24 protein-coding genes are annotated in these 23482 nt (G+C 67.9%); 17 read left to right on the top strand and 7 right to left on the bottom strand.

Features of this window, described 5'->3' with window-relative positions; translation table 11 throughout:
- The first annotated feature begins 11 nt into the window (after window positions 1-11).
- From BJ987_RS13485 to BJ987_RS13435, 11 genes are all read left to right on the top strand, one after another.
- Window positions 12-1022: a glycosyltransferase gene (locus BJ987_RS13485; RefSeq protein WP_209889005.1), complete on the top strand. Its 1011-nt coding sequence runs from the start codon at window positions 12-14 to the stop codon at window positions 1020-1022.
- Complete coding sequence (locus tag BJ987_RS13480; protein ID WP_209889002.1) at window positions 1019-2287, top strand: glycosyltransferase; 1269 nt, start codon at window positions 1019-1021, stop codon at window positions 2285-2287. The genes BJ987_RS13485 and BJ987_RS13480 overlap by 4 nt, the downstream gene beginning before the upstream one ends.
- Complete coding sequence (locus BJ987_RS13475; protein ID WP_209888999.1) at window positions 2284-3261, top strand: UDP-glucuronic acid decarboxylase family protein; 978 nt, start codon at window positions 2284-2286, stop codon at window positions 3259-3261. The genes BJ987_RS13480 and BJ987_RS13475 overlap by 4 nt, the downstream gene beginning before the upstream one ends.
- Before the next feature lie 98 nt (window positions 3262-3359).
- A complete protein-coding gene (locus BJ987_RS13470) occupies window positions 3360-4979 on the top strand; it encodes a carbamoyltransferase family protein (RefSeq protein WP_209888996.1) in 1620 nt (539 codons plus the stop codon).
- Entirely contained in the window at window positions 4979-6475 is a 1497-nt protein-coding gene (locus BJ987_RS13465; RefSeq protein ID WP_209888993.1) for an HAD-IIIA family hydrolase, read from the top strand. Before BJ987_RS13470 ends, BJ987_RS13465 begins: the two co-directional genes overlap by 1 nt.
- Window positions 6472-7515 (top strand): glycosyltransferase family 9 protein, encoded by a 1044-nt coding sequence (locus BJ987_RS13460; protein ID WP_209888990.1) that lies wholly within the window; start codon window positions 6472-6474, stop codon window positions 7513-7515. Before BJ987_RS13465 ends, BJ987_RS13460 begins: the two co-directional genes overlap by 4 nt.
- Complete coding sequence (locus BJ987_RS13455; protein ID WP_209888986.1) at window positions 7512-8075, top strand: D-sedoheptulose-7-phosphate isomerase; 564 nt, start codon at window positions 7512-7514, stop codon at window positions 8073-8075. Before BJ987_RS13460 ends, BJ987_RS13455 begins: the two co-directional genes overlap by 4 nt.
- Window positions 8072-9445, top strand: a complete 1374-nt coding sequence (locus BJ987_RS13450) for a PfkB family carbohydrate kinase (protein WP_209888983.1) — start codon at window positions 8072-8074, stop codon at window positions 9443-9445. The genes BJ987_RS13455 and BJ987_RS13450 overlap by 4 nt, the downstream gene beginning before the upstream one ends.
- A gap of 17 nt (window positions 9446-9462) precedes the next feature.
- Window positions 9463-10152: an SDR family oxidoreductase gene (locus tag BJ987_RS13445; RefSeq protein WP_209888980.1), complete on the top strand. Its 690-nt coding sequence runs from the start codon at window positions 9463-9465 to the stop codon at window positions 10150-10152.
- Window positions 10143-11087 (top strand): glycosyltransferase family 9 protein, encoded by a 945-nt coding sequence (locus tag BJ987_RS13440; RefSeq protein ID WP_443677955.1) that lies wholly within the window; start codon window positions 10143-10145, stop codon window positions 11085-11087. The genes BJ987_RS13445 and BJ987_RS13440 overlap by 10 nt, the downstream gene beginning before the upstream one ends.
- Window positions 11080-12393: a UDP-glucose dehydrogenase family protein gene (locus BJ987_RS13435; RefSeq protein WP_209888975.1), complete on the top strand. Its 1314-nt coding sequence runs from the start codon at window positions 11080-11082 to the stop codon at window positions 12391-12393. The genes BJ987_RS13440 and BJ987_RS13435 overlap by 8 nt, the downstream gene beginning before the upstream one ends.
- 73 nt (window positions 12394-12466) lie before the next feature.
- Here BJ987_RS13435 and BJ987_RS13430 read toward each other — a convergent pair whose 3' ends face one another.
- From BJ987_RS13430 to BJ987_RS13415, 4 genes are all read right to left on the bottom strand, one after another.
- The gene (locus BJ987_RS13430) at window positions 12467-12649 is read right to left on the bottom strand and encodes a DUF2795 domain-containing protein (RefSeq protein WP_209888972.1); all 183 of its coding nucleotides are present in this window, start codon (window positions 12647-12649) and stop codon (window positions 12467-12469) included.
- Window positions 12650-12735: 86 nt separating this feature from the next.
- Window positions 12736-14781, bottom strand: coding sequence for a CocE/NonD family hydrolase (locus BJ987_RS13425; RefSeq protein ID WP_307869597.1), 2046 nt, complete (start codon window positions 14779-14781; stop codon window positions 12736-12738).
- Complete coding sequence (locus BJ987_RS13420) at window positions 14782-16068, bottom strand: ATP-binding protein (protein ID WP_209888970.1); 1287 nt, start codon at window positions 16066-16068, stop codon at window positions 14782-14784.
- Window positions 16069-16111: 43 nt separating this feature from the next.
- Entirely contained in the window at window positions 16112-16648 is a 537-nt protein-coding gene (locus BJ987_RS13415) for a sigma-70 family RNA polymerase sigma factor (RefSeq protein ID WP_307869596.1), read from the bottom strand.
- A 154-nt stretch (window positions 16649-16802) separates the two neighbouring features.
- Here BJ987_RS13415 and BJ987_RS13410 point away from each other — a divergent pair, with 154 nt between their 5' ends.
- Window positions 16803-17174 (top strand): Rv1352/Rv1906c domain-containing protein, encoded by a 372-nt coding sequence (locus BJ987_RS13410; protein ID WP_245365944.1) that lies wholly within the window; start codon window positions 16803-16805, stop codon window positions 17172-17174.
- A 19-nt stretch (window positions 17175-17193) separates the two neighbouring features.
- Window positions 17194-17943 (top strand): SDR family oxidoreductase, encoded by a 750-nt coding sequence (locus BJ987_RS13405; protein ID WP_209888968.1) that lies wholly within the window; start codon window positions 17194-17196, stop codon window positions 17941-17943.
- Between the two features lie 158 nt (window positions 17944-18101).
- Here BJ987_RS13405 and BJ987_RS13400 read toward each other — a convergent pair whose 3' ends face one another.
- Window positions 18102-18539: a DoxX family protein gene (locus BJ987_RS13400; RefSeq protein WP_209888966.1), complete on the bottom strand. Its 438-nt coding sequence runs from the start codon at window positions 18537-18539 to the stop codon at window positions 18102-18104.
- A 99-nt stretch (window positions 18540-18638) separates the two neighbouring features.
- Between BJ987_RS13400 and BJ987_RS13395 the strand changes: the two genes are divergently transcribed.
- From BJ987_RS13395 to BJ987_RS13385, 3 genes are read left to right on the top strand one after another with little or no spacing between them, the layout of a single operon-like run.
- Window positions 18639-19208 carry a TetR/AcrR family transcriptional regulator gene (locus tag BJ987_RS13395; protein WP_209888964.1) on the top strand — a complete coding sequence of 190 codons (570 nt, stop codon included), beginning with the start codon at window positions 18639-18641 and terminating at the stop codon, window positions 19206-19208.
- 35 nt (window positions 19209-19243) lie between these two features.
- A complete protein-coding gene (locus BJ987_RS13390) occupies window positions 19244-19591 on the top strand; it encodes an SUKH-4 family immunity protein (RefSeq protein WP_209888962.1) in 348 nt (115 codons plus the stop codon).
- 31 nt (window positions 19592-19622) lie between these two features.
- Entirely contained in the window at window positions 19623-19961 is a 339-nt protein-coding gene (locus BJ987_RS13385; protein WP_209888960.1) for a hypothetical protein, read from the top strand.
- On the opposite strand, the gene BJ987_RS13380 is transcribed toward BJ987_RS13385, so the two are convergent.
- Together BJ987_RS13380 and BJ987_RS13375 are read right to left on the bottom strand one after the other, a co-directional pair.
- Entirely contained in the window at window positions 19940-20470 is a 531-nt protein-coding gene (locus BJ987_RS13380) for a hypothetical protein (protein WP_209888958.1), read from the bottom strand. The two genes, BJ987_RS13385 and BJ987_RS13380, sit on opposite strands and share 22 nt — an antisense overlap.
- Before the next feature lie 354 nt (window positions 20471-20824).
- The gene (locus tag BJ987_RS13375; protein WP_209888956.1) at window positions 20825-22030 is read right to left on the bottom strand and encodes a helix-turn-helix domain-containing protein; all 1206 of its coding nucleotides are present in this window, start codon (window positions 22028-22030) and stop codon (window positions 20825-20827) included.
- Between the two features lie 901 nt (window positions 22031-22931).
- On the opposite strand from BJ987_RS13375, the gene BJ987_RS13370 reads away from it, so the two are divergent.
- Window positions 22932-23465 carry a hypothetical protein gene (locus BJ987_RS13370; RefSeq protein WP_209888954.1) on the top strand — a complete coding sequence of 178 codons (534 nt, stop codon included), beginning with the start codon at window positions 22932-22934 and terminating at the stop codon, window positions 23463-23465.
- Window positions 23466-23482 lie beyond the last annotated feature (17 nt).

Here is a 23482-nt window from a genome sequence, read left to right as displayed (position 1 = left end):
CTGCTTCAGACATGGCCCCGACCATCCGACAGCTCACTGTGTTGCTGTGGCATGTGCACGGGTCTTGGACGACGTCGTTCGTCCAAGGCGGACACCGTTATCTCCTTCCCGTGGTGGACGACGGCGGACCGTGGGGACGCGGCCGATGCGGTCGCGACTGGCCCGCCACCACGGAGGTGCACGCGAACGACCTACGCCGCGCCGAGCCCGATCTGATTGTTCTGCAACGCCCGGAGGAGCTCGAACTCGCCGAGCGCTGGCTCGGCCGCCGGCCCGGCGCCGACATCCCGGCCGTCTATGTCGAGCACAACACCCCGCGCCCCGCCGCGGCCACCACCAGGCATCCGCTGGCCGAGCGCGCCGACATCCCGATCGTGCACGTCACCCATTTCAACGAGCTGATGTGGGACAACGGCCGCGCCCCCACCCGGGTCGTGCCGCACGGCATCGTCGATCCCGGCCCGCTGTACACCGGCGAACTTCCGCACGGCGTCGCGTTGATCAACGAGCCCGTGCGGCGCGGCCGGATCACCGGCAGTGATCTGCTGCCCGCCTTCGCCAGGCACGGACCGGTCGACCTGTACGGCATCGGAGCGGACGAATTCCGGCCGGACACCCCGGCCGAACATCCGATTCGGGGCATCGGCGACTTCGCGCAGTCGGTGCTGCACCGCGAGATGGCGCGGCGACGGGTGTATCTGCATACCGCGCGCTGGACTTCGCTCGGATTGTCACTGCTGGAAGCCATGCACCTGGGCATGCCGGTGGTGGCTTTGGCCACCACCGAGGCTCCCGGTGCGGTGCCGCCGGAAGCCGGCCTGGTTTCCGCCGATGTCACGGCGCTCACGGCGAAATTCCAGGAATTCCTGCACGAACCCGACTTGGCCGTGCTCGCGGGCAAATCCGGTCGGCAGTTCGCGCTGGAGCATTTCGGCCTCGACCTCTTCCTGCGCCGGTGGGACGCCGTACTCGCCGAGCTCACCGATGCAAGCAGCGTCCCCGACCGGAAGGCAGCCTCATGAAGATCGCGATGGTGTCCGAACACGCCAGTCCGCTCGCCGCGCTGGGTGGTGTCGATGCCGGTGGACAGAACGTGCATGTCGCGGAGCTGTCGGCCGCGCTGTGCCGGCAAGGGCACGACGTCACCGTCTACACCAGGCGCGAGGATGCCGCATCGGCGGGAATCACCACCACCGAGCCGGGCTATCGCGTGATCGGCGTGCCCGCCGGTCCCGCGCATCCCCTGCCGAAAGACGAATTGCTGCCGCATATGGGCGAATTCGGCGACTTCCTGCGCGAGCACTGGAGCCAGGACCCACCCGATGTGGTGCACGCGCATTTCTGGATGTCCGGGATCGCCGCCCTCGCGGCAGCACAACCGGTCGAAATCCCGGTAGTCCAAACCTTTCATGCCCTCGGCGTGGTGAAGCGCCGCTATCAGGGGGCCGACGACACCAGCCCCGCCGACCGGATCCAGCTCGAACAAGTGATCGGCGAACAAGCCGACCGCATCATCGCCACCTGCACCGACGAGGTCTTCGAACTCGCCAGGATGGGCGTGCCGCCCGCCCGGACGTCGGTGATTCCGTGCGGTGTCGATCTCCAGCAGTTCACCCTCGACGGCCCGAGCGCGTCGAAAACGGCCCCGCATCGGGTGGTCAGTGTCGGCAGGCTGGTGCCGCGCAAAGGTTTCGACATCGCGATCACCGCGCTCGCCGACCTGCCCGACACCGAGTTGGTGCTGGTCGGTGGCCCGGACGACCGCGACGTCGCCGAAGATCCGGAAGGCAGGCGGCTGCTGGCGCTGGCCGACGAGCTCGGTGTGCGCGATCGGCTGCGCATGGTGGGCCAGGTGCCGCGCAGCGAGGTACCACCATTGCTGCGGTCGGCGGACGTGGTCGTGTGCACGCCGTGGTACGAGCCGTTCGGCATCACCCCGTTGGAAGCGATGGCCTGCGGCGTACCCGTGGTGGCCAGTGCGGTCGGCGGACTGATCGACACCGTTGTCGACGGTGTCACCGGACGACTGGTCACACCGCGCGCACCCGCGGAACTCGCTGCGGCGGTCGGCGATCTGCTGGCCTCGCCGGAAACCCGCCGAGCCTACGGCCGGGCCGGACACGACCGCGTGCACGCTCGCTATTCCTGGGACCGGATCGCCCGGGACACCTTGCGTGAATACCGGCGGGTCGCCGCCGCGGGCGCACGCGCCGCAGGCGAGTTGCGCACCGGGTCCGCGCCGGACGTGGGTGGTGTTCGTGCCAGCGGATTCACGGATCGGAGATGACATTGCCCGAACATTTCGATCGAGCGTTGGTGACCGGCGGTTGCGGCTTCGTCGGATCGCACCTGTGCGAGCAGCTACTCGACGCGGGCGCTGCCGTGGTCGCTCTCGACAACTTCGCCACCTCGGCCCCGGACAACGTGGCGCATCTACTGGACCGCACCGGCTTCGAGCTGGTGCGGCACGACGTCACCGAGCCGCTGCCGGCGTTGGGCTCCGTCGACGTCGTCTTCCATCTCGCCTCCGCCGCGTCCCCGCCGGATTATCTGCGGCTGCCGATCGAGACGTTGCGCGCCGGTTCCCTGGGCACCGCGAACGCCCTCGAGCTGGCCGAACGGCACCGCGCCAGGTTCGTGCTCGCCTCGACCAGTGAGGTGTACGGCGACCCGGCCGTCCACCCGCAGACCGAGCAATATTGGGGCCACGTCAACCCGATCGGGCCGCGCAGCGTCTACGACGAGGCGAAGCGGTATGCCGAGGCGTGGACCATGGCGGTCCGCCGGGAATGCGGCGCGAACACCGGAATCGCCCGCATCTTCAATACTTACGGCCCGCGGATGCGCACGGACGACGGGCGCATGGTGCCCACCTTCATCGCCCAGGCGCTGTCGAACGCGCCGTTGACCATCGCCGGCAGCGGTGCGCAGACCCGGTCACTGTGCTACGTCGAGGACACCGTGCGCGGCCTGATCGCACTGGCGGCGGCCGAACATCCGGGACCGATCAATATCGGCAATCCGCACGAAGTCTCGGTGCGCGAACTCGCGGCGGAAATCCGCGCGGCCACCGGCTCCGAGTCGCCGCTGGTCCAGATCGACGGCGCGATCGACGACCCGCAGCGGCGTTGTCCGGATATTTCGCTGGCCCGGCGGGAGCTGGGCTGGTGGCCCACCATCGACCGGGCAGCCGGGTTGCGCCGGACCATCGACTGGTTCGCCGCGCGCGCGTCCCAACCGCTGGTGCAGGCCCCGCCATGATCAGCGCCCAGCCGTTTGACCGGCGGCCGACCGGGTAGCGCCCTGTACGTCAGCGAAAAGATCGCCAAGGCTTGGTATTCGAGTAGAAAGGCACCTTCGTGCGCATCCTCGGGATCAACGCGGTATTTCATGACCCTGCTGCTGCTCTGATCGTGGACGGCGAAATCGTGGCCGCCGCCGAGGAAGAGCGCTTCACGCGGCGCAAGCACGGCAAACGGCCGGTCCCGTTCTCCGCGTGGGAGTTGCCTGAACAAGCGGCCGCGTGGTGCCTGGAGCGCGGCGGCATCCGGCCGGACCAACTCGACGCCGTGGGCTACTCCTACGACCCACGGCTGGTCGATCATTCGCTGGGCGGCCTGGATCAGCGAAGCGAGGAGACCCGAACGGATTACGCGCGCCGGGCCCCCGCGTTTCTGGCGGCCGCGCTGCCGGGCCTGGACCCCTCGATCGTGCGTTTCGTGCGACATCACGTCGCGCACGCGGCGTCCGCGGCGCTGGCCGCCCCCGGCGGCGACTCCGCGGTCCTGGTGGCCGATGGACGCGGGGAGAGTCAGTCCTATCTCGCCGGTGAATATCGCGACGGCAAGTTTGTCGAGTTGGCGGCCCAGCAGTTGCCGCACTCGCTCGGCTTGATGTACGAGGACCTCACCGAACATCTCGGGTTCGCCCGATCCAGCGACGAATACAAGGTGATGGCCCTCGCCTCCTACGGCACACCGCGATTCCTCGACGAATTCCGGGAACTGATCTACACCACCGGTGACGGCGGCTTCCGCACGGAACCGGTGGACTGGGCGTCCTTCGCGCCCGCCGCGAAGGGTGGCGAACTCGGCCGGGACCACGCCGACCTGACGGCGAGCGTGCAGCGCCGACTGGAAGACGTACTGCTGGAATTGACCTCGTGGCTGCACGAGCAGACCGGACAGCGTCATCTCACCCTGGCCGGCGGCATCGCGCTCAACTGCGTCGCGAACACACGCCTGTACGCCGAAGGGCCGTACGACAAGATCTGGGTCCAGCCCGCGTCGGGTGACGCGGGCACCGCACTCGGCGCCGCCTTGCAGCTGGCCGCCGAATTCGGCGAGCGGACAACGCCGATGCGCGGAGCCGACCTCGGCCGCGAGTGGACCGACGAGGAACTGGAGAACATTCTGCGCACCGCGAAGGTGCGGTACACCAGGGCCGATGACCTCGCCGCCGAGGTGGCGCAAGCGCTCGCGGACGATCAGGTGGTCGCCTGGTTCCAAGGCCGGGCCGAGTTCGGCCCGCGCGCGCTCGGGCATCGTTCGCTGCTCGCGCATCCCGGCCGGGCGGCGAATCTGGAACGCCTCAACGACGTCAAGGGCCGGGAACAGTTCCGGCCGGTGGCGCCGATGGTGCTCGCCGATCGGGCGCCCGAGATCTTCCGGCGCGGACCGTTGCCGAGCCCGTACATGCTGTTCGTACACGACGTCGAACCCGCTTGGCGCGAACGCATTCCGGCCGTCACCCATGTGGACGGGACCGCCCGGGTGCAAACGGTCGACCCCGGCGACAACCCCGTGCTGGCCCGGATGCTGAGCGAATTCGAGCGGCGCACCGGGCTACCCGTGGTCGTCAATACGAGTCTGAACACCGCGGGACGCCCCATGGTGGACTCGCCGCGGGACGCGCTCGAGTGCTTCGGCTCCGCACCCATCGATCTGCTCGCCATCGGCCCGTTCCTGGTGCGGCGCTGATGAACGACAGCCTGGACTACAGCGTCGTCATCCCGACCACCGGCCGGGCGAATCTGATGCTGTTGCTCGAGTCGCTCGACCGGGCGACGGGCCCGAAGCCACGAGAGATCATCGTGGTCGACGATCGCCCGGCGGGTGCGGCGCTCACACTGCCGCCGACGGAGCCGCCGGTGCGGGTCGTCCAGTCCGGCGGCCGGGGACCGGCGGCCGCACGCAACGCCGGCTGGCGGCAGGCCAGCGGCGCCTGGATCGCCTTCCTCGACGACGACGTGGTGATCGCTGCGGATTGGGCCGCCCGTCTCGCCGACGATCTGCGCGACCTGGACGCGGAAACCGCGGCTTCCACCGCGCAGATCGAAGTGCCGCTGCCCGCGCACCGCCGGCCGACCGATGAGGAGCGCGGCGTCGCCGGACTGGCCACCGCACGGTGGATCACCGCCGATATGGCCTATCGCCGCTCCGCGCTCGAAGAGGTCGGCGGATTCGACGAACGGTTCCCGCGAGCCTTTCGGGAGGACGCCGACCTGGCGATGCGCGTCTGCCTGGCCGGTTACCGCATCGCGGCCGGGGAGCGATGTACACGTCATCCGGTCCGCAATTCCGGGGCGTTGGCCAGCGTGCGGGCCCAACGCGGGAACGCCGACAACGCGTTGATGCGACGTAAGTACGGCAACCGATGGCGTCAGCGCATCGGCGAAGGCGCCGGACTCCTGCCCCGCCACGCGCTCACCACCGCCGCGGGCGCGCTGGCCGTGGCGTTCGGTATCGCGGGACGCAAACGCGCCGCCCTCGGGTCGGCGGCGGTCTGGACCGCGTTGACCGGCGACTTCGCCGCACGACGGATCGCGCCGGGTCCTCGGACACCCGATGAGATCGGCCGAATGCTGTTGAGCAGTGCGCTGATTCCGCCGGTCGCGTGCTGGCACCGTCTGCGCGGCGAAGTGCGTCATCGGCACGCCACCCACAGTTCGCCGCTGGCGGTGCTCTTCGACCGGGACGACACCCTCATCGTCGATGTGCCATACAACGCCGATCCGACCAAGGTGCAACCGGTGCCCGGAGCCGCTGCCGCCCTCCGCTCGATCCGGACGGCTGGGCTGCGGCTCGGCATCGTGAGCAACCAATCCGGTGTCGCGCGTGGGCTGATCAGTCCAGATCAGCTCGCCGCGGTGAACTCTCGCGTGGAGGAGTTGCTCGGACCGTTCGGCACCTGGCAGGTCTGTGTGCACGGGGAAGACGATGGCTGCGGCTGCCGTAAACCCGCGCCCGGCTTGGTCCACCGGGCCGCGGCCGAGCTGGGAGTCGATGTCCGCCGATGCGTGCTGATCGGTGACACCGGCGCCGACGTCGATGCCGCGACCGCGGCGGGAGCGCGCGCGATCCTGGTACCCACGGCCCGGACGCTGCCCGAAGAGGTGGAGCGCGCGCACCGCGAGGCGACCGTGGCGCTGGACCTGACCGAAGCCGTCCGATTGGCGATGGCAGGTGTGTCGTGACCGGGCGCGCGCTGGTAGCGCGGCTGGACAACGCCGGTGACGTGCTGTTGGCGGGGCCGTGCGTGCGCGCGGTGGCGGCACACACCGATTCGGTGACCTTGCTGGCGGGTCCGCGCGGTCGCGCGGCGGCCGAACTGCTGCCCGGTGTGGACCGCGTCGTCACCTGGTGCGCGCCGTGGATCGATCTGGAGCCGCCACCGGTGACCTCGGCGGGCATGACGGCGTTCGTCGACGAAATACGTTCGCTGGAACTGGATCTCGCGTTGATCCTCACTTCCTTCCACCAGTCCCCGCTGCCGCTGGCGCTGCTGCTCCGGATGGCGGGCGTGCCGTGGATCGGTGCGATCTCCGACGACTACCCCGGCGCACTGCTGGATCTGCGCCATCGCGTCGACGGTGATCCGCCCGAGGCCGAACGGGCCCTGTCGCTCGCAACGGCGGCCGGTTTCCGGTTGCCGCCCGGCGACGACGGGAAACTCGCTGTCCGCCGGCCGTTGCCGGATGTCTCCGGGGTGACCGGCGAACCCGGCTATGTAGTGGTCCATCCGGCGGCCTCGGTACCGGCGCGGCAGCCGTCCACCGCCAAGGCGGCCGCCATCGTGGCCGCCCTGGCCGAGGCCGGGCATCGAGTGATCGTGACCGGCGGCCGATCCGAGCGCGCGCTCACCGCCGCGGTCGCCGGTGCGCACGGCACCGACCTCGGCGGCGACACCACGCTGGCCGAGCTCGCCGCGGTGCTGCGTGATGCGAGTGTCGTGGTGGCGCCCAACACCGGTCCGGCCCATCTCGCCGCCGCCGTCGGAACGCCGGTGGTTTCCCTGTTCGCGCCGGTGGTGCCCGCCGAACGGTGGGCGCCCTATGGGGTGCCGGTGGCGGTGCTCGGTGATCAGCACGCCGCCTGCCGCGGCACCAGGGCGCGCGAATGTCCGGTCGCGGGGCATCCCTGCCTCGAATCGATCACTCCGGAAGAAGTCGTCCGGGTGACGGAACAACTCAGCGCAGGCAGGTTGGGTCGTCTGCGGGACAGGAGTATGACGTGATCGAGGAGCATTTCGCGGCGTTACGCACAGCGCTGGAACGCAACAGCGGCTTCGCACCGATTATCCGCAGGTGGGGCCGGCATCTGGCCGAAGTGTTCGACGACGACGGCAGGTTGCTCGCCTGTGGCAATGGCGGCAGCGCCGCCGAAGCCCAGCACCTGACCGCGGAACTGGTCGGCCGCTTCCGCAACGAGCGGCGACCGCTGTCGGCGATCGCCCTGCACGCCGACACGTCGGCGGGGACGGCGATCGTCAACGACTACGGCGAAGCGGAGATGTTCGCCCGTCAGGTCCGGGCGCACGGCAGGCCCGGCGACGTTCTTGTGCTGTTGTCCACCAGCGGCACCAGTCAGAACGTCGTCGCGGCGGCGAAAGCCGCGCACGACATCGGCGTCACCACCTGGGCGATCACCGGACCCGCGCCGAATCCCCTGGCGGCGCTGTGCGATGAGGCGCTGGCCGTCGAAGCGCCGAGCACCGCCACCGTCCAGGAGGTGCACCTGGTCTTGGTGCATGCCCTGTGCACAGCGCTCGACGAAGCGTTGGGGGTGCCGACATGAAGCCGCTGGTGGTGCTCGGCGATGCCATCCTCGATGTCGACATCGAGGGGGTGGCCGAACGGTTGTGTCCCGAAGCGCCCGTGCCCGTGGTCGACGTGCAACGGGAATGGCGGCGGCCCGGCGGCGCCGGCTTGGCGGCCGCGCTGGCGGCGCAGTCGGTCGAGGAGGTCTGTCTCATCACCGCGGTCGCCGACGACCCGGACGGCCACACGCTCACCCAACTGCTCCGGCGGCACGTAGAGGTCGTCCCGCTGGCGCTGCGCGGTGAGACGGTCCGCAAAACCCGCGTCCGAGCCGCAGGGCAGTCCGTAGTGCGGCTCGACACCGGCGGCGGCACCGCCGATATCGGTTCGGTGAACGCGGCGGTGCTCGATACGCTGCGCGCCGCCGGTGCCATCCTGGTCGCGGATTACGGTCGAGGCGTCGCCGCGCATCCGCGGATTCGGCAGGTGCTGACCGAACTGGCCCGGACCGTGCCGGTGGTGTGGGATCCACATCCGCGCGGCCCGGCGCCGACGCCCGGTGCGTCGCTGGTCTCGCCGAACCTGAAGGAGGCGCGCCAATTCGCGCCGGGATACGCCGAAGCGGACGAGCTGGCGAAAGTGCTCCGGGACGAGTGGGCCGCCGATTCCGTCGCGGTCACCACCGGCGCCGACGGCGCGGTGCTGGCCAACGGCAAGCGGCTCAGCGTGGTACCGGTGCCCGTCGAGGTTCAGGTCGCGGGCCACATCCGCTCGGACACCTGCGGTGCCGGCGATCGCTTCGCCGCCGCCGCGGCCGCCGCCCTGCTCGGCGGGTCGACGGTGGCGGAAGCGGTGTCGCACGCGGTGGAAGCGGCGGCCACCTTCGTGGCGGCGGGCGGCGCGGCGACCATGTCGACCTGTGACAGCACCTCGGTCGCCGCCACCGCGACGGGCGGCTCGGCCTTCGAGGTGGCGGCCCGAATCCGGTCCCGCGGCGGCAAGCTGGTCGCCACCGGCGGCTGCTTCGACCTGCTGCACCCGGGCCATGTGAGTCTGCTGCGCCAGGCGCGGGCCATGGGTGACGCGCTGGTGGTCTGTCTCAATTCCGATGCGTCCGTGCGGAATCTGAAAGGACCGAGCCGCCCGATCGTGGCCGCACCCGACCGGGCCCGCCTGCTCACCGAACTCGCCTCGGTGGACGCCGTCGTCATATTCGACGAACCGACACCGAGCGCGGTACTGGACCGGCTGCGTCCCGATATCTGGGTCAAAGGCGGTGATTACACCGGCGCGGACCTGCCGGAGGCCGATGTCGTTCGCGGCTACGGCGGCGAAATAGCCCTGATTCCCACGGTTCCCGGCTACTCGACCTCACAACTGGTCGCAGCGGCCCAGTCCGCCGATTGATACGACGAAGGAGCGCGATGCGAACCCTTGGCAATATCTTGATCACCGGCGGAGCCTCCGGGCTCGGCGCGGCGGTGACCGCGGCCGTCCGTGACAACGGCGGCCGGCCCCTCGTGATCGACCGGGTCCAGCCCGAGCACCCCGTCGATTTCGCGCAAGCCGACCTAGCCGATACCGCCGCCACCGAAGCGGCGGTCCGGCAGCTCATCGAACGCGCGGACGGTCGCATCGACGGCGTCTTCACCGCCGCCGGTACCGATGCCTGCGGTCCGCTGGACGCCGTGCCGACCGCGAAGTGGGAGAACGTGGTCCGGGTGAATCTGCTCGGCACCGTGGCCGTCATCCGGGCCGCCCTACCCGCTCTGCGGGAGAGCAACGGAACGGTGGTCACCTGCGCGTCGACACTGGGTATCAAGGCGGTCGGTGACGCCACCGCCTATTGCGCGTCGAAATTCGGCGTCGTCGGGTTCACCCGGGCGCTGGCCGCCGAGACCGCCGGCAGCGTCGGTGTGACCCTGTTGATTCCCGGCGGCATGCACACGGCGTTTTTCGACGACCGCGACGAGCAGTACAAGCCGCCGCCGGACGCCAAGCTCAACCGGCCCGAAGATGTCGCCGACACAGTGGTTTTCGCGTTGCGCCAACCACCGGGATGCGAGGTGCGGGAAATGGTCGTCTGCGCGTCGGTCGAGGGATCGTGGCCTTGAGCCGCTCGATTCTCGTGCTCCGCGCGCTGGGGCTCGGCGACCTGCTGACCGCCGTGCCGGCGTTGCGCGGGCTACGCGCGGCCTACCCGGCGGACCGGGTGGTGCTCGCCGCGCCGGAGGGACTACGCGATCTGGTCGAGCTCATCGACGCCGTCGACGAGTTGCTGCCCACCGCCGGTCTGGGCGCGCTGCCGCAGTTGGAGCCGCCGCGACTGGCGGTCAACCTGCACGGCAGCGGACCGGAAAGCATCCGTGATCTCCGCGCTGTCGGCGCGGACGAGCTGCTGACCCATCGCCACCCGGATTTTCCGGAATTGCCGGGCCCGGAATGGAACCCGGACCTGCACGAAGTGGACCGCTGGTGCCGGCTGTTGGCTTACAGCGGAATCGACGCCGATCCGGCAGCGTTGCGGCTGCCGGAGCCGCCCGGGCCGCCGGTCGAGTCGAATGTCGTCGTCCTCCATCCCGGTGCGGCCTATCCCGCGCGGCGCTGGCCCGTCGATCGCTTCGCGCGCGTCGCCCGGGAACTGACCGCCGAGGGCCACCGCGTGGTGCTCACCGGATCACCGGCGGAAGTGCCGTTGGCTACCGCCGTCGCCGAGCAGGCGGAGCTACCGCCGGACACGGTGTACGCGGGCCGCACCGGTCTCGCGGAACTGGCCGCACTGGTGGCGGCCGCGGCCTTGGTCGTGTGCGGAGACACCGGCGTCGGACATCTCGCCACCGCGTTCGGCACTCCCTCGGTGCTGATCTTCGGTCCTACGCCACCGGCTCGATGGGGACCGCCCGCCGCGGCCCAGCATCGAACGCTGTGGGCCGGGCGCGTCGGGGATCCGCACGGCGACCAGCCAGACCCCGGGTTGCTCATGGTGCGACCCGAACACGTACTGACAGCCGCGTCCGGTCTACTCGGAGAGAAGGTGCGCCATGGGTAATCGTGTCGGCGTGGTGGGTGCCGGTTATGTCGGACTGACCAGCGCCGCCTGCCTCGCGCACCTGGGTCATCACGTGGTGTGTGTCGACAACGACGACACCAAGGTCGACGCGCTGCGCGCGGGTACGGTCTCGATCGTCGAACCAGGTCTGCCCGAACTGGTCCGGGAAAATCTCGCGGAGAACCGGCTCGTCTTCACCACCGACCCCGGGGAACTGCGCGAATGCGAAGTGGTTCTCCTGTGCCTGCCCACCCCGATGGGTGCCGGCGGGACGGCCGACCTCGGCATCCTCGAGAACGCGCTAGACGCTCTCGCTCCCGTTCTCGCGCCCGAGTGCGTGCTGGTCACCAAATCCACCGTTCCGGTAGGGACCGCGGCGCGAATACGCGCGGGTCTCGCCGACCGGCCGATCGTCAGCAATCCCGAATTCCTGCGGGAGGGCCGCGCGGTCGAGGACTTCCTGAGCCCCGATCGGGTGCTGATCGGGGCCGACGAGCCGGACCGGGAGGCCGCCGACCGGGTGGCCGCGCTGTACGCCGGGACGGGCGCGCCGGTGCTGCGCTCCGACTCGGCCAGTGCGGAACTCGCCAAATACGCGAGCAACGCGTTCCTCGCGGTCAAGCTGTCCTTCGTCAATACGCTCGCCGAGCTCTGCGAACAGGTCGGCGCCGATATCACCAAGGTCACCGAGGCGATGGGCCTCGACGATCGGATCGGTCCCGCCTTCCTCGCACCCGGACCAGGCTGGGGCGGTTCCTGCCTGCCCAAGGACACGCGGGCACTGCTGCGCGGCGCGGAGGCGACCGGCGTGGATTTCGCGCTGGTCCGAGACGCGCTGCGCGCCAACGACTATCAGCGCGCGCTGGTGATGCGCAAGGTCCGGCGGGCGGTCACCGGAGCGGTGGACGGGTCGCTGGCGAAAACTCGCATCGGCGTGCTCGGTCTCACCTTCAAAGCCGGGACGGGCGACCTGCGCGAATCCCCCGCCGTGGCGATCGCACGGCAGCTTTCCCGGCACGAGGCCGTGGTCACCGCCTACGACCCGTGCGTGTCCGAGTCGGACCACACCGATCTCGATGGCATTCAGGTGGTCGACGACCCGTATCTGGTCGCCAAGGGCGCCGCGGCGATCGTGATCCTCACCGAATGGCCCGAGTTCCGTGCGCTCGACTGGGGCAAACTCGCCAGTTACGTGGACCAGGCCGTGATCGTCGATACCCGCAACCTGCTCGATGAACGTCAGTTGAGCGAGGCCGGTTTCACGGTGCTGGGCACCGGCAAGGTGGCAGTGGCCGAACGCGCCTGAACTCCTTGTCGAAAACGATGAACGGTGCGGTCGGTAACTTGTCCGACCGCACCGTCTCACACGAGTTCAGTTGCTACGAGACAGCTTCGCTGACCGCGTTGGGTCCGTTGTAGACCCGGTCGGGCATCGACTCGAGCGCTTTGATGATGCCCTGGTCGGCCCCGTTGTCGCGGGCGGCCGAGACAATGCCGTCGCGGTCACACGGGTAGTCGACACCGGACAAGTATTTCTGCACCTGGATCGGATTCTGGCCCATGAATGTGTCTCCTTTCGGACTCGCTTCTCATCGTTGGACCCGAACGCACTACCACCGCGGTGCGAGGCCAAACCGCCTGTGACCGATCAGACCAGATTGCGCGGAATCCGGCGCTGCCAGTTCTGTGAATACACCCGCTTGCGCACAGTGCGCGGGTCTGTCGCCTGATCTTCCAGTTCGAAGGCGTCGAGTCGCGCGTCCAGCACGAAGTCCTCGGCCGTACACCGCAAGACGGTGTTCGTGATCACCTCGGTGCGCCAGTCGTCGCGCTCTAACCGGCGCAGGGTGCGGGTTTCGCCGCGTACCGAGGTGACGTCGTTGTGGCGGAAACTGAACCACTCCGTGGTGGCGCCGCGCACCAGGGTGCCGACATCGTCGAGGACGACGGTCCCCTGGTCGTTCTCGATCTCGAGGGTGGACACGCCGCTGGCCAGGTCGCGCTCGACCTTCCAGTGGTGTTTACCGGGTTCGACGCGGGTAGCGGGCGCTTCGGGTGCGGCCTCCGGTGGATCGAACGGCCGCAGCCGATCGTCCTCGGCGCGCGGCGGGCGGTGCGGCAAGGTCAACGCGCTGCGCCCGGTGGAGATCGTCAGCATCGCCGGCTCCGGGGAGGGCCAGGCCAGCGGCCAATACGACGAGGACACCGACAGCCGGATCCGATGCCCGGCCGGGAAGGAGTGCGCCAAGCCGTTGAGCGGCACGCGCACGCGGTAGGCACGGCCCGGTTCGAGCGGTTCCGGCGTCGCGCTGCCATTCCGGTGAGTGAGGTTGAGCAGGCCGTAGGTCACCCGGGTCGCCTCACCGTTGGGCGCGACATCGGAGAGCCGGGCGGCGACCATCGCGTTGGGCCGATCCGCCGCTATCTCCAGGTCGAGGGCCGGTAGGCCGAGCACTTCGAAGGTCTCGGTCAGCTCGTCCGTTTCGAAGACCAGCGAACCGCCGTCCTCGTCGCGTTGATCGGACGGCAGGTCCGGTGTCGCCGCGTAGGACGCCCATTTACCGGCGAACATGCCGACGCTCAGCGGCGACTGCACGGACAGCTCCCGGGCCTGCACCGCCTCGGGATCTTCGGACATGACGTACCGCCCGAGGACGAATCGGCGCTGATCGATATGCGGTGTGGGCCACTGCGGTTCGCCCACCCAGCGGCCGGGCCGGTCCGCGTAGGACGGATGCGGCGAGATGCTGTCCTGCATCCACGCGCGCAACATCGGCTCGTCCATGATTCCGGTGTCGCGGCCCTTGAGCCAGTGATCCCACCAGCGGACCAGTTCCTGCAGGAATCCGATCGCCGGTCCGGGCACGCCCAGATGCGGGTACTTGTGACCCCACGGCCCGATCAGGCCGCGACGCGGCACGTCCAGATGCTCGAGCAGCCGGAAGATCGCGTTGGTGTAACCGTCGGCCCACCCGCCGACCGCCAGCACCGGGCACCGCACCGCGCTGTAGTCCTCGTTGACGGAGGCCCGTTTCCAGTAGTCGTCGCGATGCTGGTGCTCGAGCCACTGTTCGATCCACAATCCGCTGCCGACGAGACGTTCCTGCCACATCTCGCGCCACCGGTCCCCCACGATCTCGGGGTCGGGCGGCAGGCTGTTGAACGCGAACATGACCGTCGCCTCGGACAGATTGTCCGAGAGCAGGCAGCCACCCATGTAGTGCATGTTGTCGACGTACAGATCCTCGGTGGCGGAGGCGCTGACGATCGCCTTCAGCGCGGGCGGCCGGCGCGCGGCGACCTGCAGGCTGTTGAACCCGCCCCAGGAGATGCCCATCATGCCGACATTGCCGTCACACCAGGGCTGCGCGGCCAGCCATTCGATGACGTCGCAGGCGTCGTCGTGCTCGGCCGCGAGGTACTCGTCGCGCAGCACGCCGTCGGAATCACCGCTGCCGCGCAGGTCGACGCGCACGGCCACATAGCCGTGCCCGGCGAGATACGGGTGGTTGAGGGCATCACGCGCGCGCGTGAGATCGCGTTTGCGGTACGGGATGTACTCGAAGACCGCGGGCAACGGTTCGTCGGTGACCGGTCGCCACAACCGGGCCGCCAGACGCGTGCCGTCGCGCATGGGGATGAAGACGTTTTCGGTGACGCGTACCTCGTAGGGGAACGATTCGACCGTGTGCACTCAGTCGACCTCCTCGAATTCGAATGTCAACGCCTCCAGGCAGTCCTGATAGCGCTGCTCGAGCGCGTCGTGATCGGCCGCGCCGATGTACAGGGTGGCGAGCTTGTAGCGGTAGGAGTCCTGGTCGGCCAGTTCGGACAGGCGATCGCCGGGCGCCACGTCGAGCTGCACCACGGTGCCGGGAAAGCGCCGTCGCAGCGCGTCGATCTGCTCGGGGCCGGGCACGCGGGTGACGACACCGTCCTCGTACCGGGGCACCATGCACTGCGCAGCTACCGCGAATTCGCCCTTCCTCCTGGGCATTTCGGGGCGCCGGCCCAGCGCGACGTCGATCGCGACGGCATGGTTGGAGACACCGTCCACCTTGGCGAACAGGTCGCTGTGCGACTGCGAGATCCGGGTGTTCACCTCGATCAACCAGAGCTTGCCGGTCTCCTCGTCCCACATGAATTCGGAGTTGAAACAGCCGTTGTCGTATCCGGCGTGGCGCAGATAACGCTCGGTGACGTCGATCATCTGCTGCTGCACCGACTCCGGGACGGTGCGCGCCGGATAGTCGAGGTGGGAGAAGCTGTGGCCGTTGGCGTCCTTGCGCATATCGAACACGCCGTGCACGTGGTACTCACCGCGGAACATCGACCCCTCCGGCGCGGCTTGCGTACCGGTGACGATCTGCTCGGCCAGACAGGTCCGGGCTCCGGCGGCGCGGACTTCCTCGGGCACCCGCACGTGGGCGAGGGCCTGGTCGAACGGGTCCGCGATCCGGCCGATCTCGGCTCTGATGCGCTTGGTGGCGGCCGCGAACTCCTCAGGCGTGGACACCTTGAATCCGAGCTGGGAGGAGTGCGATTTGATCGGCTTGACCCAGAACGGGAACGCCACGTCGATGTGGTCCAGCGCGTCGGGGTCGAAGGGGTCGAAGGCACTGAATTCGGGCACGCATTCCGGCACCGACTCCCGCTGCAGTAGCCGGCTCCACAGCTTGTGCTCCGACCGGAGCACACTCTCCAGGCTCGGTGCCGGCAGACCGTGCTCGGCCGCCAGGATCGGGACGATCACGCTGGTCGGGAAGTCCCAGTGCGCGATGATGGCGTCGACCTCGCCGTCGAAGGCGCGCAGTTGGGCGCGGCAGCGGTCGAGCAGGTCCTCGAAGTCGAACTCGTCGGCGCCGACCAGGGTCTCGTAGTCGAGCAGCTGGTGCAACCGCATGCCGCCGGGGATCTCGACCGTGCCGATCTCACCGCGTTGTAGGTCTGTCAGGGCAGGAACGAAAACATTCTTCGGCATTCTTGAGGCCTAGCCGAATCAAGCATTATGAAACACTCGCTGTTCAGGCGGCCATTCGTAGCCTGCGCAAGGTCCGCAGCGCGTAGTGCACCCGCGTCTTCACCGTCCCCACCGGAATGCCGAGTTCAGCGGCCACCTCGCCATAGGCGCGGTCGCGCAGGATCACCTCGATCACGGCCTCCCGCTGCACCCGCGGCAGCCGCGCGAGCAGGTCGTCGAGTACCAGACCGTCGATCAAACCGTCGGCGAAATCCGGGCTGGCATGCCGCAGCTCGAGCAGCTCGCCGTGCTCGGCCCAGTCCGCGGACACCGGCCGGGCGGCGCGGGCGCGGCTCAGATCGATCAGCACATTGCGCTGGATCGCCAGCAGCCAGGTCCGCACGCTGCCCTTTTCCGGGTCGAAGCGGGCGCAGGCGCGCCAGGCCCGCAACAGCGTCTCCTGCACCGCCTGCTCGGCCAGTCCGGAATCGCCGAGTCCGCGCATGGCGCGCCAATGCAGCAGCGCCCGATCCGCTTTCAGCACGGTGGAGATGCCTTGCTCGGTGCACAAGCCGGCGCAGGTGGTGCCACAACCGTTCACGCATCGATATCGCGGCGGCGGACACGAATGACAACCGCGGCGCGGGCGGCTTGTGCGCGTGACCGGAATCTCCCGAATCGCCTGCGGCTATGAATGAACTCTGGTATCTCTGACCGCTGAGGTCGGGCCCGTTTCACAAGGAGAGAAGCAGATCATGCGTGCACGCGCGTTCGTGGTCGCGGGGGCGATGGCGTCCGCTATGACCCTGTCCCTATCCGGAGTCGCGGCGGCCGAGCCCGCCACGATCATGCCCGAAGACGGCCTCTACCTGGTCAACGTCGATATCGTGCCCGGCACCTGGGAGGCCCCCGGGACACCGGACCTCGCCCACGGCTGCGATTTCCGGCGGCTGTGGAAGGTCGAGGGCGACAACACCGACCAACGCAACATCATCGGCAACGACTTCACCCGGGTGCGCCCGCTGCGCACCGTGATCAAACCGACCGACGTGGCGTTCAAGACCACCAATTGCGGGCCCTGGCGGCTGATTCCCACGCCACCCAGCACCGGGTCATTCGGCGGCTGAGACAGTTAGGGTCCTCGGTATGACGAGGACCAAAATTCTGATCACCGGAGCCAGCGCCGGACTCGGCGCGGGCATGGCCCGGGAATTCGCGGCCAAGGGGCGCGATCTGGCCCTGTGCGCCCGGCGATTGGACGCACTGGAAGCTTTGCGCGCGGAATTGATTGCCGCCCATCCGAATATCACCGTCGCCGTGCGGGCGCTAAATGTCGACGATCACGCGGCGGTGCCGCAGGTGTTCGGCGAGCTTCGGGATGAGCTGGGCGGACTGGACCGGGTGATCGTCAACGCGGGCCTGGGCAAGGGCGCACGCGTCGGCGGTGGCCGCGCGGACGCGAATATCGCTACCGCGACAACGAATTTCGTGAGCGCACTGGCCCAGGCCGAGGCCGCGCTGGAGATTTTCCGAGCGCAGCGTGCCGGGCATCTGGTGCTGGTCTCCTCGATGAGCGCCGTGCGCGGGCTGCCCGGGAAGAAAGCCGCCTACGCGGCGAGCAAAGCCGGACTGGCCGCCTTGGGTGCGGGGCTCGCGGTGGAGCTGGCGAAATCCCCCATCGCCGTGACCACCCTGCTGCCCGGGTTCATCGCCACCGACATGGTCACCCAGGCCGGTGACGCGAAATTGGTCGCACCACTGGACAAGGGCGTGGCCTCGATGGTGCGGGCGATCGAGAAAGAGCAGGTCCGGGCCTGTGTGCCCGCCTGGCCGTGGCGGTTGTTCGACCTAGTGCTCCCCCGGCTGCCGGGTTCGGTCATCGCCAAGATGGGGTGATCGCTTCCTTAAGGGTGCTTTAAGGGCCTGTCAAGTACCCCAAGGCATTGTTCTTATCAACCGGCAGGGCCTGCTCCAGGAGGGGGGAGCAGGGCCACCGGGGAACGAAGAGCTCGACGGCATGACCGGTGCCGCCGAGCTTTTCGGTTTTCCGCACCTCAGCCGAACACCACCAGGGCAGTCGCGCCCAGGAAGACGCCCTGCACCAGCGTGCGCACCGGCAACGGCATCGTCTTGATACCCAGGTTCGCCCGCGCCGCACGGATGTTGGCGGGGAACATCGCGATCAGCAACAGCGCCAAGCAGATTGCGGCGAGTTTCGCGGTCGCCGGAATCAGCAGGCCGACGGCCCCCGCGATTTCGAGCACGCCGGTGCCGGTGACCCAGGCCCCCGGATTGGGCAGCCGCGGCGGCACCATCGCGACCAGCGCGCCGCGGCGTGGTTCCGCGAAGTGCGCCGAGGCGGTGAGCAGGAACATGGCGGCCAGGCCGAGCGTCGCGGCGCGCGGCCACGAATCGAGCCAGGCGATATCGCCCAGCCAGCCCGTCAGACGGGCGAGCAGGGTGATGACGGCGAGGACGAGCAGCGGTGCCATCGGGGTTCTCCTGAGCTGTGGCAGCGAATCTTGACAGTGGAAAGATAGGCCCGCGACCCGAAACTTGTCAATGCCTAGATTCCGGGCCATGATGGGCCCATGGGAAAAAGCCGCTACCACCACGGCGATCTGCGGGCCACCATCCTGGGCGCGGCCGCCGAGCAGATCGCGACCGAGGGCGTAGACGCGGTGTCCCTACGCGGCCTCGCCCGGCGGGCCGGGGTGTCCCATGCGGCGCCGACCCATCACTTCGGCGACCGCGCGGGGCTGCTCACCGCGCTGGCGATCGAGGGCTTCGATCTACTAGGCGCCGAATTGACCAGCGCCGGAACGGATTTCCGCGAAGTCGCGGTCGCCTACGTGCGATTCGCGTTGCGCCATCCCGGACACTTCGACGTGATGTATCGCCGAGACCTGCTGCGCGGCGACGATCCGGACCTGGCGGCCGCCCGCGCTCGATCGGGCACCGCACTGCGGGCCGGAGTGGCCGAGCTGTCGCCCACCCGCCCGCAGCATCGTCAACACGCCACTCAGCTGGCGGCATGGTCGCTCGTGCACGGGTTCGCGGCACTGTGGCGCGAAGGGGCACTACAGAACTCGGCACTGGCCACCACCGACGACCCCGAGGCGCTCGCCCGGGAGATGCTGGCCACCGTCCAACTCGATTGAGCCGCAGCCGATTTCTATCTGTGATAGGCAGAACCATGCAAGTCCACGCCTATCCGACCGATGCCACTGTGCCGGTGCAACTCCCCGAAGCCGAGCGGATCGCGGCCACCCACCTGACGGATCCGAGCGATACGGCGACCGGCGTCGAGAATGTGGTCACCGAATTCGAATCGTGCTTCACGGTCGTGGCGGAGATCCGCAGTACCGCCGATCAGACGATCGCGCCGCCCCTGCGGCCGGTGTCGGTCATCGACAAGGCCACCGGCGCTGTCTCATACTGGCCGAGTTACCCGGTCTCGCTGGTCGCCGAACGCTATACGGCCGCCATCGCCGATGACGGCTTGATCATCGAAGACGAGTGGCCGGACGCCGCGCAGGGCTGAACGAGCCCCACCCCCGCCGCGGGAGAGGCCCATGAATTCAGCAGCCGCAGCCGGGGATCCGGCCACCGAAATCACCGACCGGATCGGGCAGACCCTGCGCGCGATCCTGCCGGCCGACGCCGTGCGGATCCGCGCGACCGGCGATGCCGGCGACGGCTGGACCCGCACGGCGATCGAATTCCAGGACAGCACAGGCGTCTTCCGCGGTTTCGCCCTCGACCAGCTCCCCGCCTACGAGGCCGCGGCGATCACCGGCGACATGATCACACTGCGTCAGCTGATGAGCGACACCGACCCCTGGGACAGCTTCGTCATCACGGTGGACCGAACCGGTTCCGTCACAGCCGATTACGCTTCAGCCGAACGATGAACACGAACCCGCCTGCGATCCGGATTCGTGTCGAGCATCCGCAAGCTCTCCATCAACGCCGCCCCGACATCCAACTCCTCGGACCACCATTGAGCTGACCGAATCGGCAGTCCACGCGGCCGATACGTCCGCATGATCCGAACGTGCTCAGGCAAACTCATGAACTCCGCCAACCCTTTGTCATCCGCCCAGATCGACAGCGACCCAACCTGCCGCCGGACAGGCCGGAAATAAGTAAGCATCCCCACCGCTCCGTCAATCAACGCCAACTGATCACCGAGCCGCTCCGAGGCACGCCAGATCGCCGGAATATCGGTGGCGTGCTTCGTCGTGTACTGGGTCAAACTGATCATGAGCGGCCCACCAACCGCATCCCCGCCCCCATGTTTCCATCCGCTGTTGAGCACAAACTCGGCCAGCGGCGAACCAGCCGCCCGCCCCCGCCACCAGGTCTGCCACGGGGGCCGGATATCGAGCAGATTGCGCCAGGGTGTGCGTGTCGATTCCATTGATAGTCGGGGACCTATCCGCCCACAGGGCAGACCTCGCGGCCCCCGTTCTCCTTCCGAGCTCGCGACGCAGATCGTCTGCGTGCGCTTACGATATGCACATGCGTATGGTCTGTCAATGGCGCGCCACCGAGCATTCCGCAGGCAGGACGCCGCTTCCCCTTCTTCGTGATTCAGTTCAGGTAGGCACGGATGCGTTCGTGGTCGTTCCCGCTAGCGGAATCTGAAGCACCAGTCGCAGTTCCGGATTCCCCATGGCCACGAAATCCACGGCTGATCCTGTGATGTACTGCCTTACTGCACAAGTACGTACCCGACAATCTGGACTATTGGTGGCGCAGGCTCCCCGCTTGTTCAAGCAGCGTGGACGTACGCTCGTAGCGTTTCGCGCATATCGCCCGCCACGCGGGAGTCCGGGAAATGCTCTTGCAGGAGCCCGTCGAGTTGGTTGAGGCGTTTCCGTACCCACGAGAAGTGGGCCGAGATGGGGGACTCCAAGACCGGCGTCACTGCCGCGATACTCGCGTCGAGGTCGCCCAGCCGGGCGCTTGCCGTGGACAAGTAGATCTGGCTCAGCATCTCGTCGCCCGGCGAGTGCTGTGCCTGCCATGCCTCAATGGCATCCTCAGACGCCGCAACCGACTTCTCGAGCAACTTCTTCTCATCCGCCCACATCAGCGAAAACCCGTGGTAATAAACCTGTTTCGCAGGCGAGAAAGTGAATAGCCCAGGAACCTCGTCGGGCCGAACTGTCTCTCGGACCCGATCTGCCTGCTCCAACAACTCCAGCGCGCGTGCCGAATCACCGAGGTTGGCGACCGAGGCGGCTAGACCGCACAGGAGGCGTGGTTCGGCGGTCCCTGTGGAGCGGCCAACGTAGTTCAAGCCATCTGTGGCCGCGTCTCTCGCGGCCTCGAAATCCTTGACGAATCGATAGGCCAGCGCTTGTGTCCCGCGAGCCCACGCCCTCAGGTGATCATGGCCCGCCCGATCGCCCAACGAGAATGCAGCCTGCGCGTGCACCCGCGCTGTGTCGGCCTGACCGAGATCGAGTGTCAAGTAGGACAGCACGCCAGAGGTCCGCCCCAGGGCCACGTACAGTTCTCGGATCTCCTCGGGACGATAGGCTCCGGAACGAACGCGTCTCATCAGCTCTGCGCGAATCTCTAGTGCGCGGGTCAATGTCTTCTCATACGGCTCGAATCGGGCGTTCGTTGAGATATGCAGGATTCCGTCCTGAATGGAGTCCAGTTCGGCTCCGTCCGGGGCGACCAGCAGCGCTTCAGAATCGCGCCGCGCTTGGTCCAGCATTCGAACGGTGTCCTCGGCTTGTGCCCGTGCACGCTGGTCCTGATCCCAGGCCGCCACGAGCTGACCTTTGCCGCCCAGCACCAGGTCTACCCGTTCGGCCCAGCCGCGATCCTTCGGCCATCTTCGACCCTCTTGGATGTTGGCCAGCTGTGAATACGAGTCGAAGGTCAGGCCCGCGAGTTCGCGCAAGGTGAGCCCGCGCTCCTCGCGGAGTCGCTTGAGCGTGGCACCAGTCCGGTTTGCGTCCATCCCACCCAATCGTGGCGCTGCGGAGTTCACGTCGCACCCCGTCTGTTGTTTTCAGTTCGGCGAATGGGTCTTGAAAACAGCATAGTCCCGCAGGTCAACGGCGTCTTGTGGTCATCTGAACTTGCACCCGGGAACCGAATGTTCGTAGCAGTTCGGCTCTCTCGGACCGAGGAGTCGGGACACCCCGGGTGCACCTAAGCCACTACGCGAGAGGGGGGTCATGATGACCACGACAGCCATACCCGCCCAGCTCGTGAGCGAGTACAGACACCTCCGCGACTGCGGCCTGCCAGTGGATGTCCTACGCCACCGATTCGTCGCAACGATCAGGGGCGATCTCCAAGTCGTGATCATTCCGACCAACTGCTGGGAGAGGGAGAGGTGAGTCGATGACACGGCGGCCCAACGCAATCGGCTTCCTGAACACCGAACTGTGTGGCAATCAACTGCACCTGCACCAACAGTTGATCCGCGCGGTGGCGAGCGTAGACGGAACGGACTTCTGCGGATTCGTCCTCCACAACCCTGCCGCAGACGAGCAGCCTCGTCCGCTGGAACGACTCCGGACAATGTGGAACAACCTCGGTGAGCCCATCATTTACGTGCCCGGAACAATCCATTTCAGCGGGTTGCCACTGTCGTCTGTCCTACGTGCCAGGCTCCGCGTGGCCGACCCGAGTGTCCTCGATCTCGAATGGGAAAGCGCATCAGCGGATCAACGGAACGTCGATGCCGCCGTCCAAAGATGGAGACACCATCGGTTCGCATCTCACGACAAGTCGAATCCGGCACACTCTGAAGATCGCTCGGAGCGCGAAACGCCCGAAGGAGACGGGAGCCCACCCCTGCGCCGAGCCGTGTCAAACTGGCCGGTGACCGACCACACGAGGGAGGCGGAGTAATGAGCGACACCGACGACCAGATCAGCATGGACCTCGGCGTAGAGGTCGAGCCATCCGCGTGGGCGCGATGGGTCGATACCAGTCGGCAGACGATCCAGGCGCGAAAGTTCATGGACTACGCCGGCATTCTGGAGGTCCCGGCCGAGCTGTGGACCGAAAGCGAGTCTCCCGAATTGATGGCAGAGCGCAAGTCCGCCGACGCCGCAGTGGCGGAGTTGTTTCCTGACATGGCCGCGATGCGTTCGACCGAGCGCGCAGACATGGCAGATGCCTACCTGTGCTTCCTCGGTCAATGTTTCGCGAACTTCGCACGCGCCTCCTGGTACGACAGCCCGGTCGGGCGAGAGCGCTCGTTCTACCCTGACGTGAATCCGGCCCTGCACTACGGGTTCAAGGGGTCGACGGACCAGACGGCCTGGCAGCTCATGGAAGTCATGTTCGAAGAGGCGAAAGAGTACGACTATGGCCTTTTCTCAGTGATGGTCGACTTCATGGGCGAGTACAAAGAGGAATGCAAGTTCGTTCCCGAGTAACAAATAGCAGCCGAACT

The organism is Nocardia goodfellowii (assembly GCF_017875645.1).
Classification (GTDB): Bacteria; Actinomycetota; Actinomycetes; order Mycobacteriales; family Mycobacteriaceae; genus Nocardia; species Nocardia goodfellowii.
This window is presented reverse-complemented; position numbering and strand designations above follow the sequence as displayed.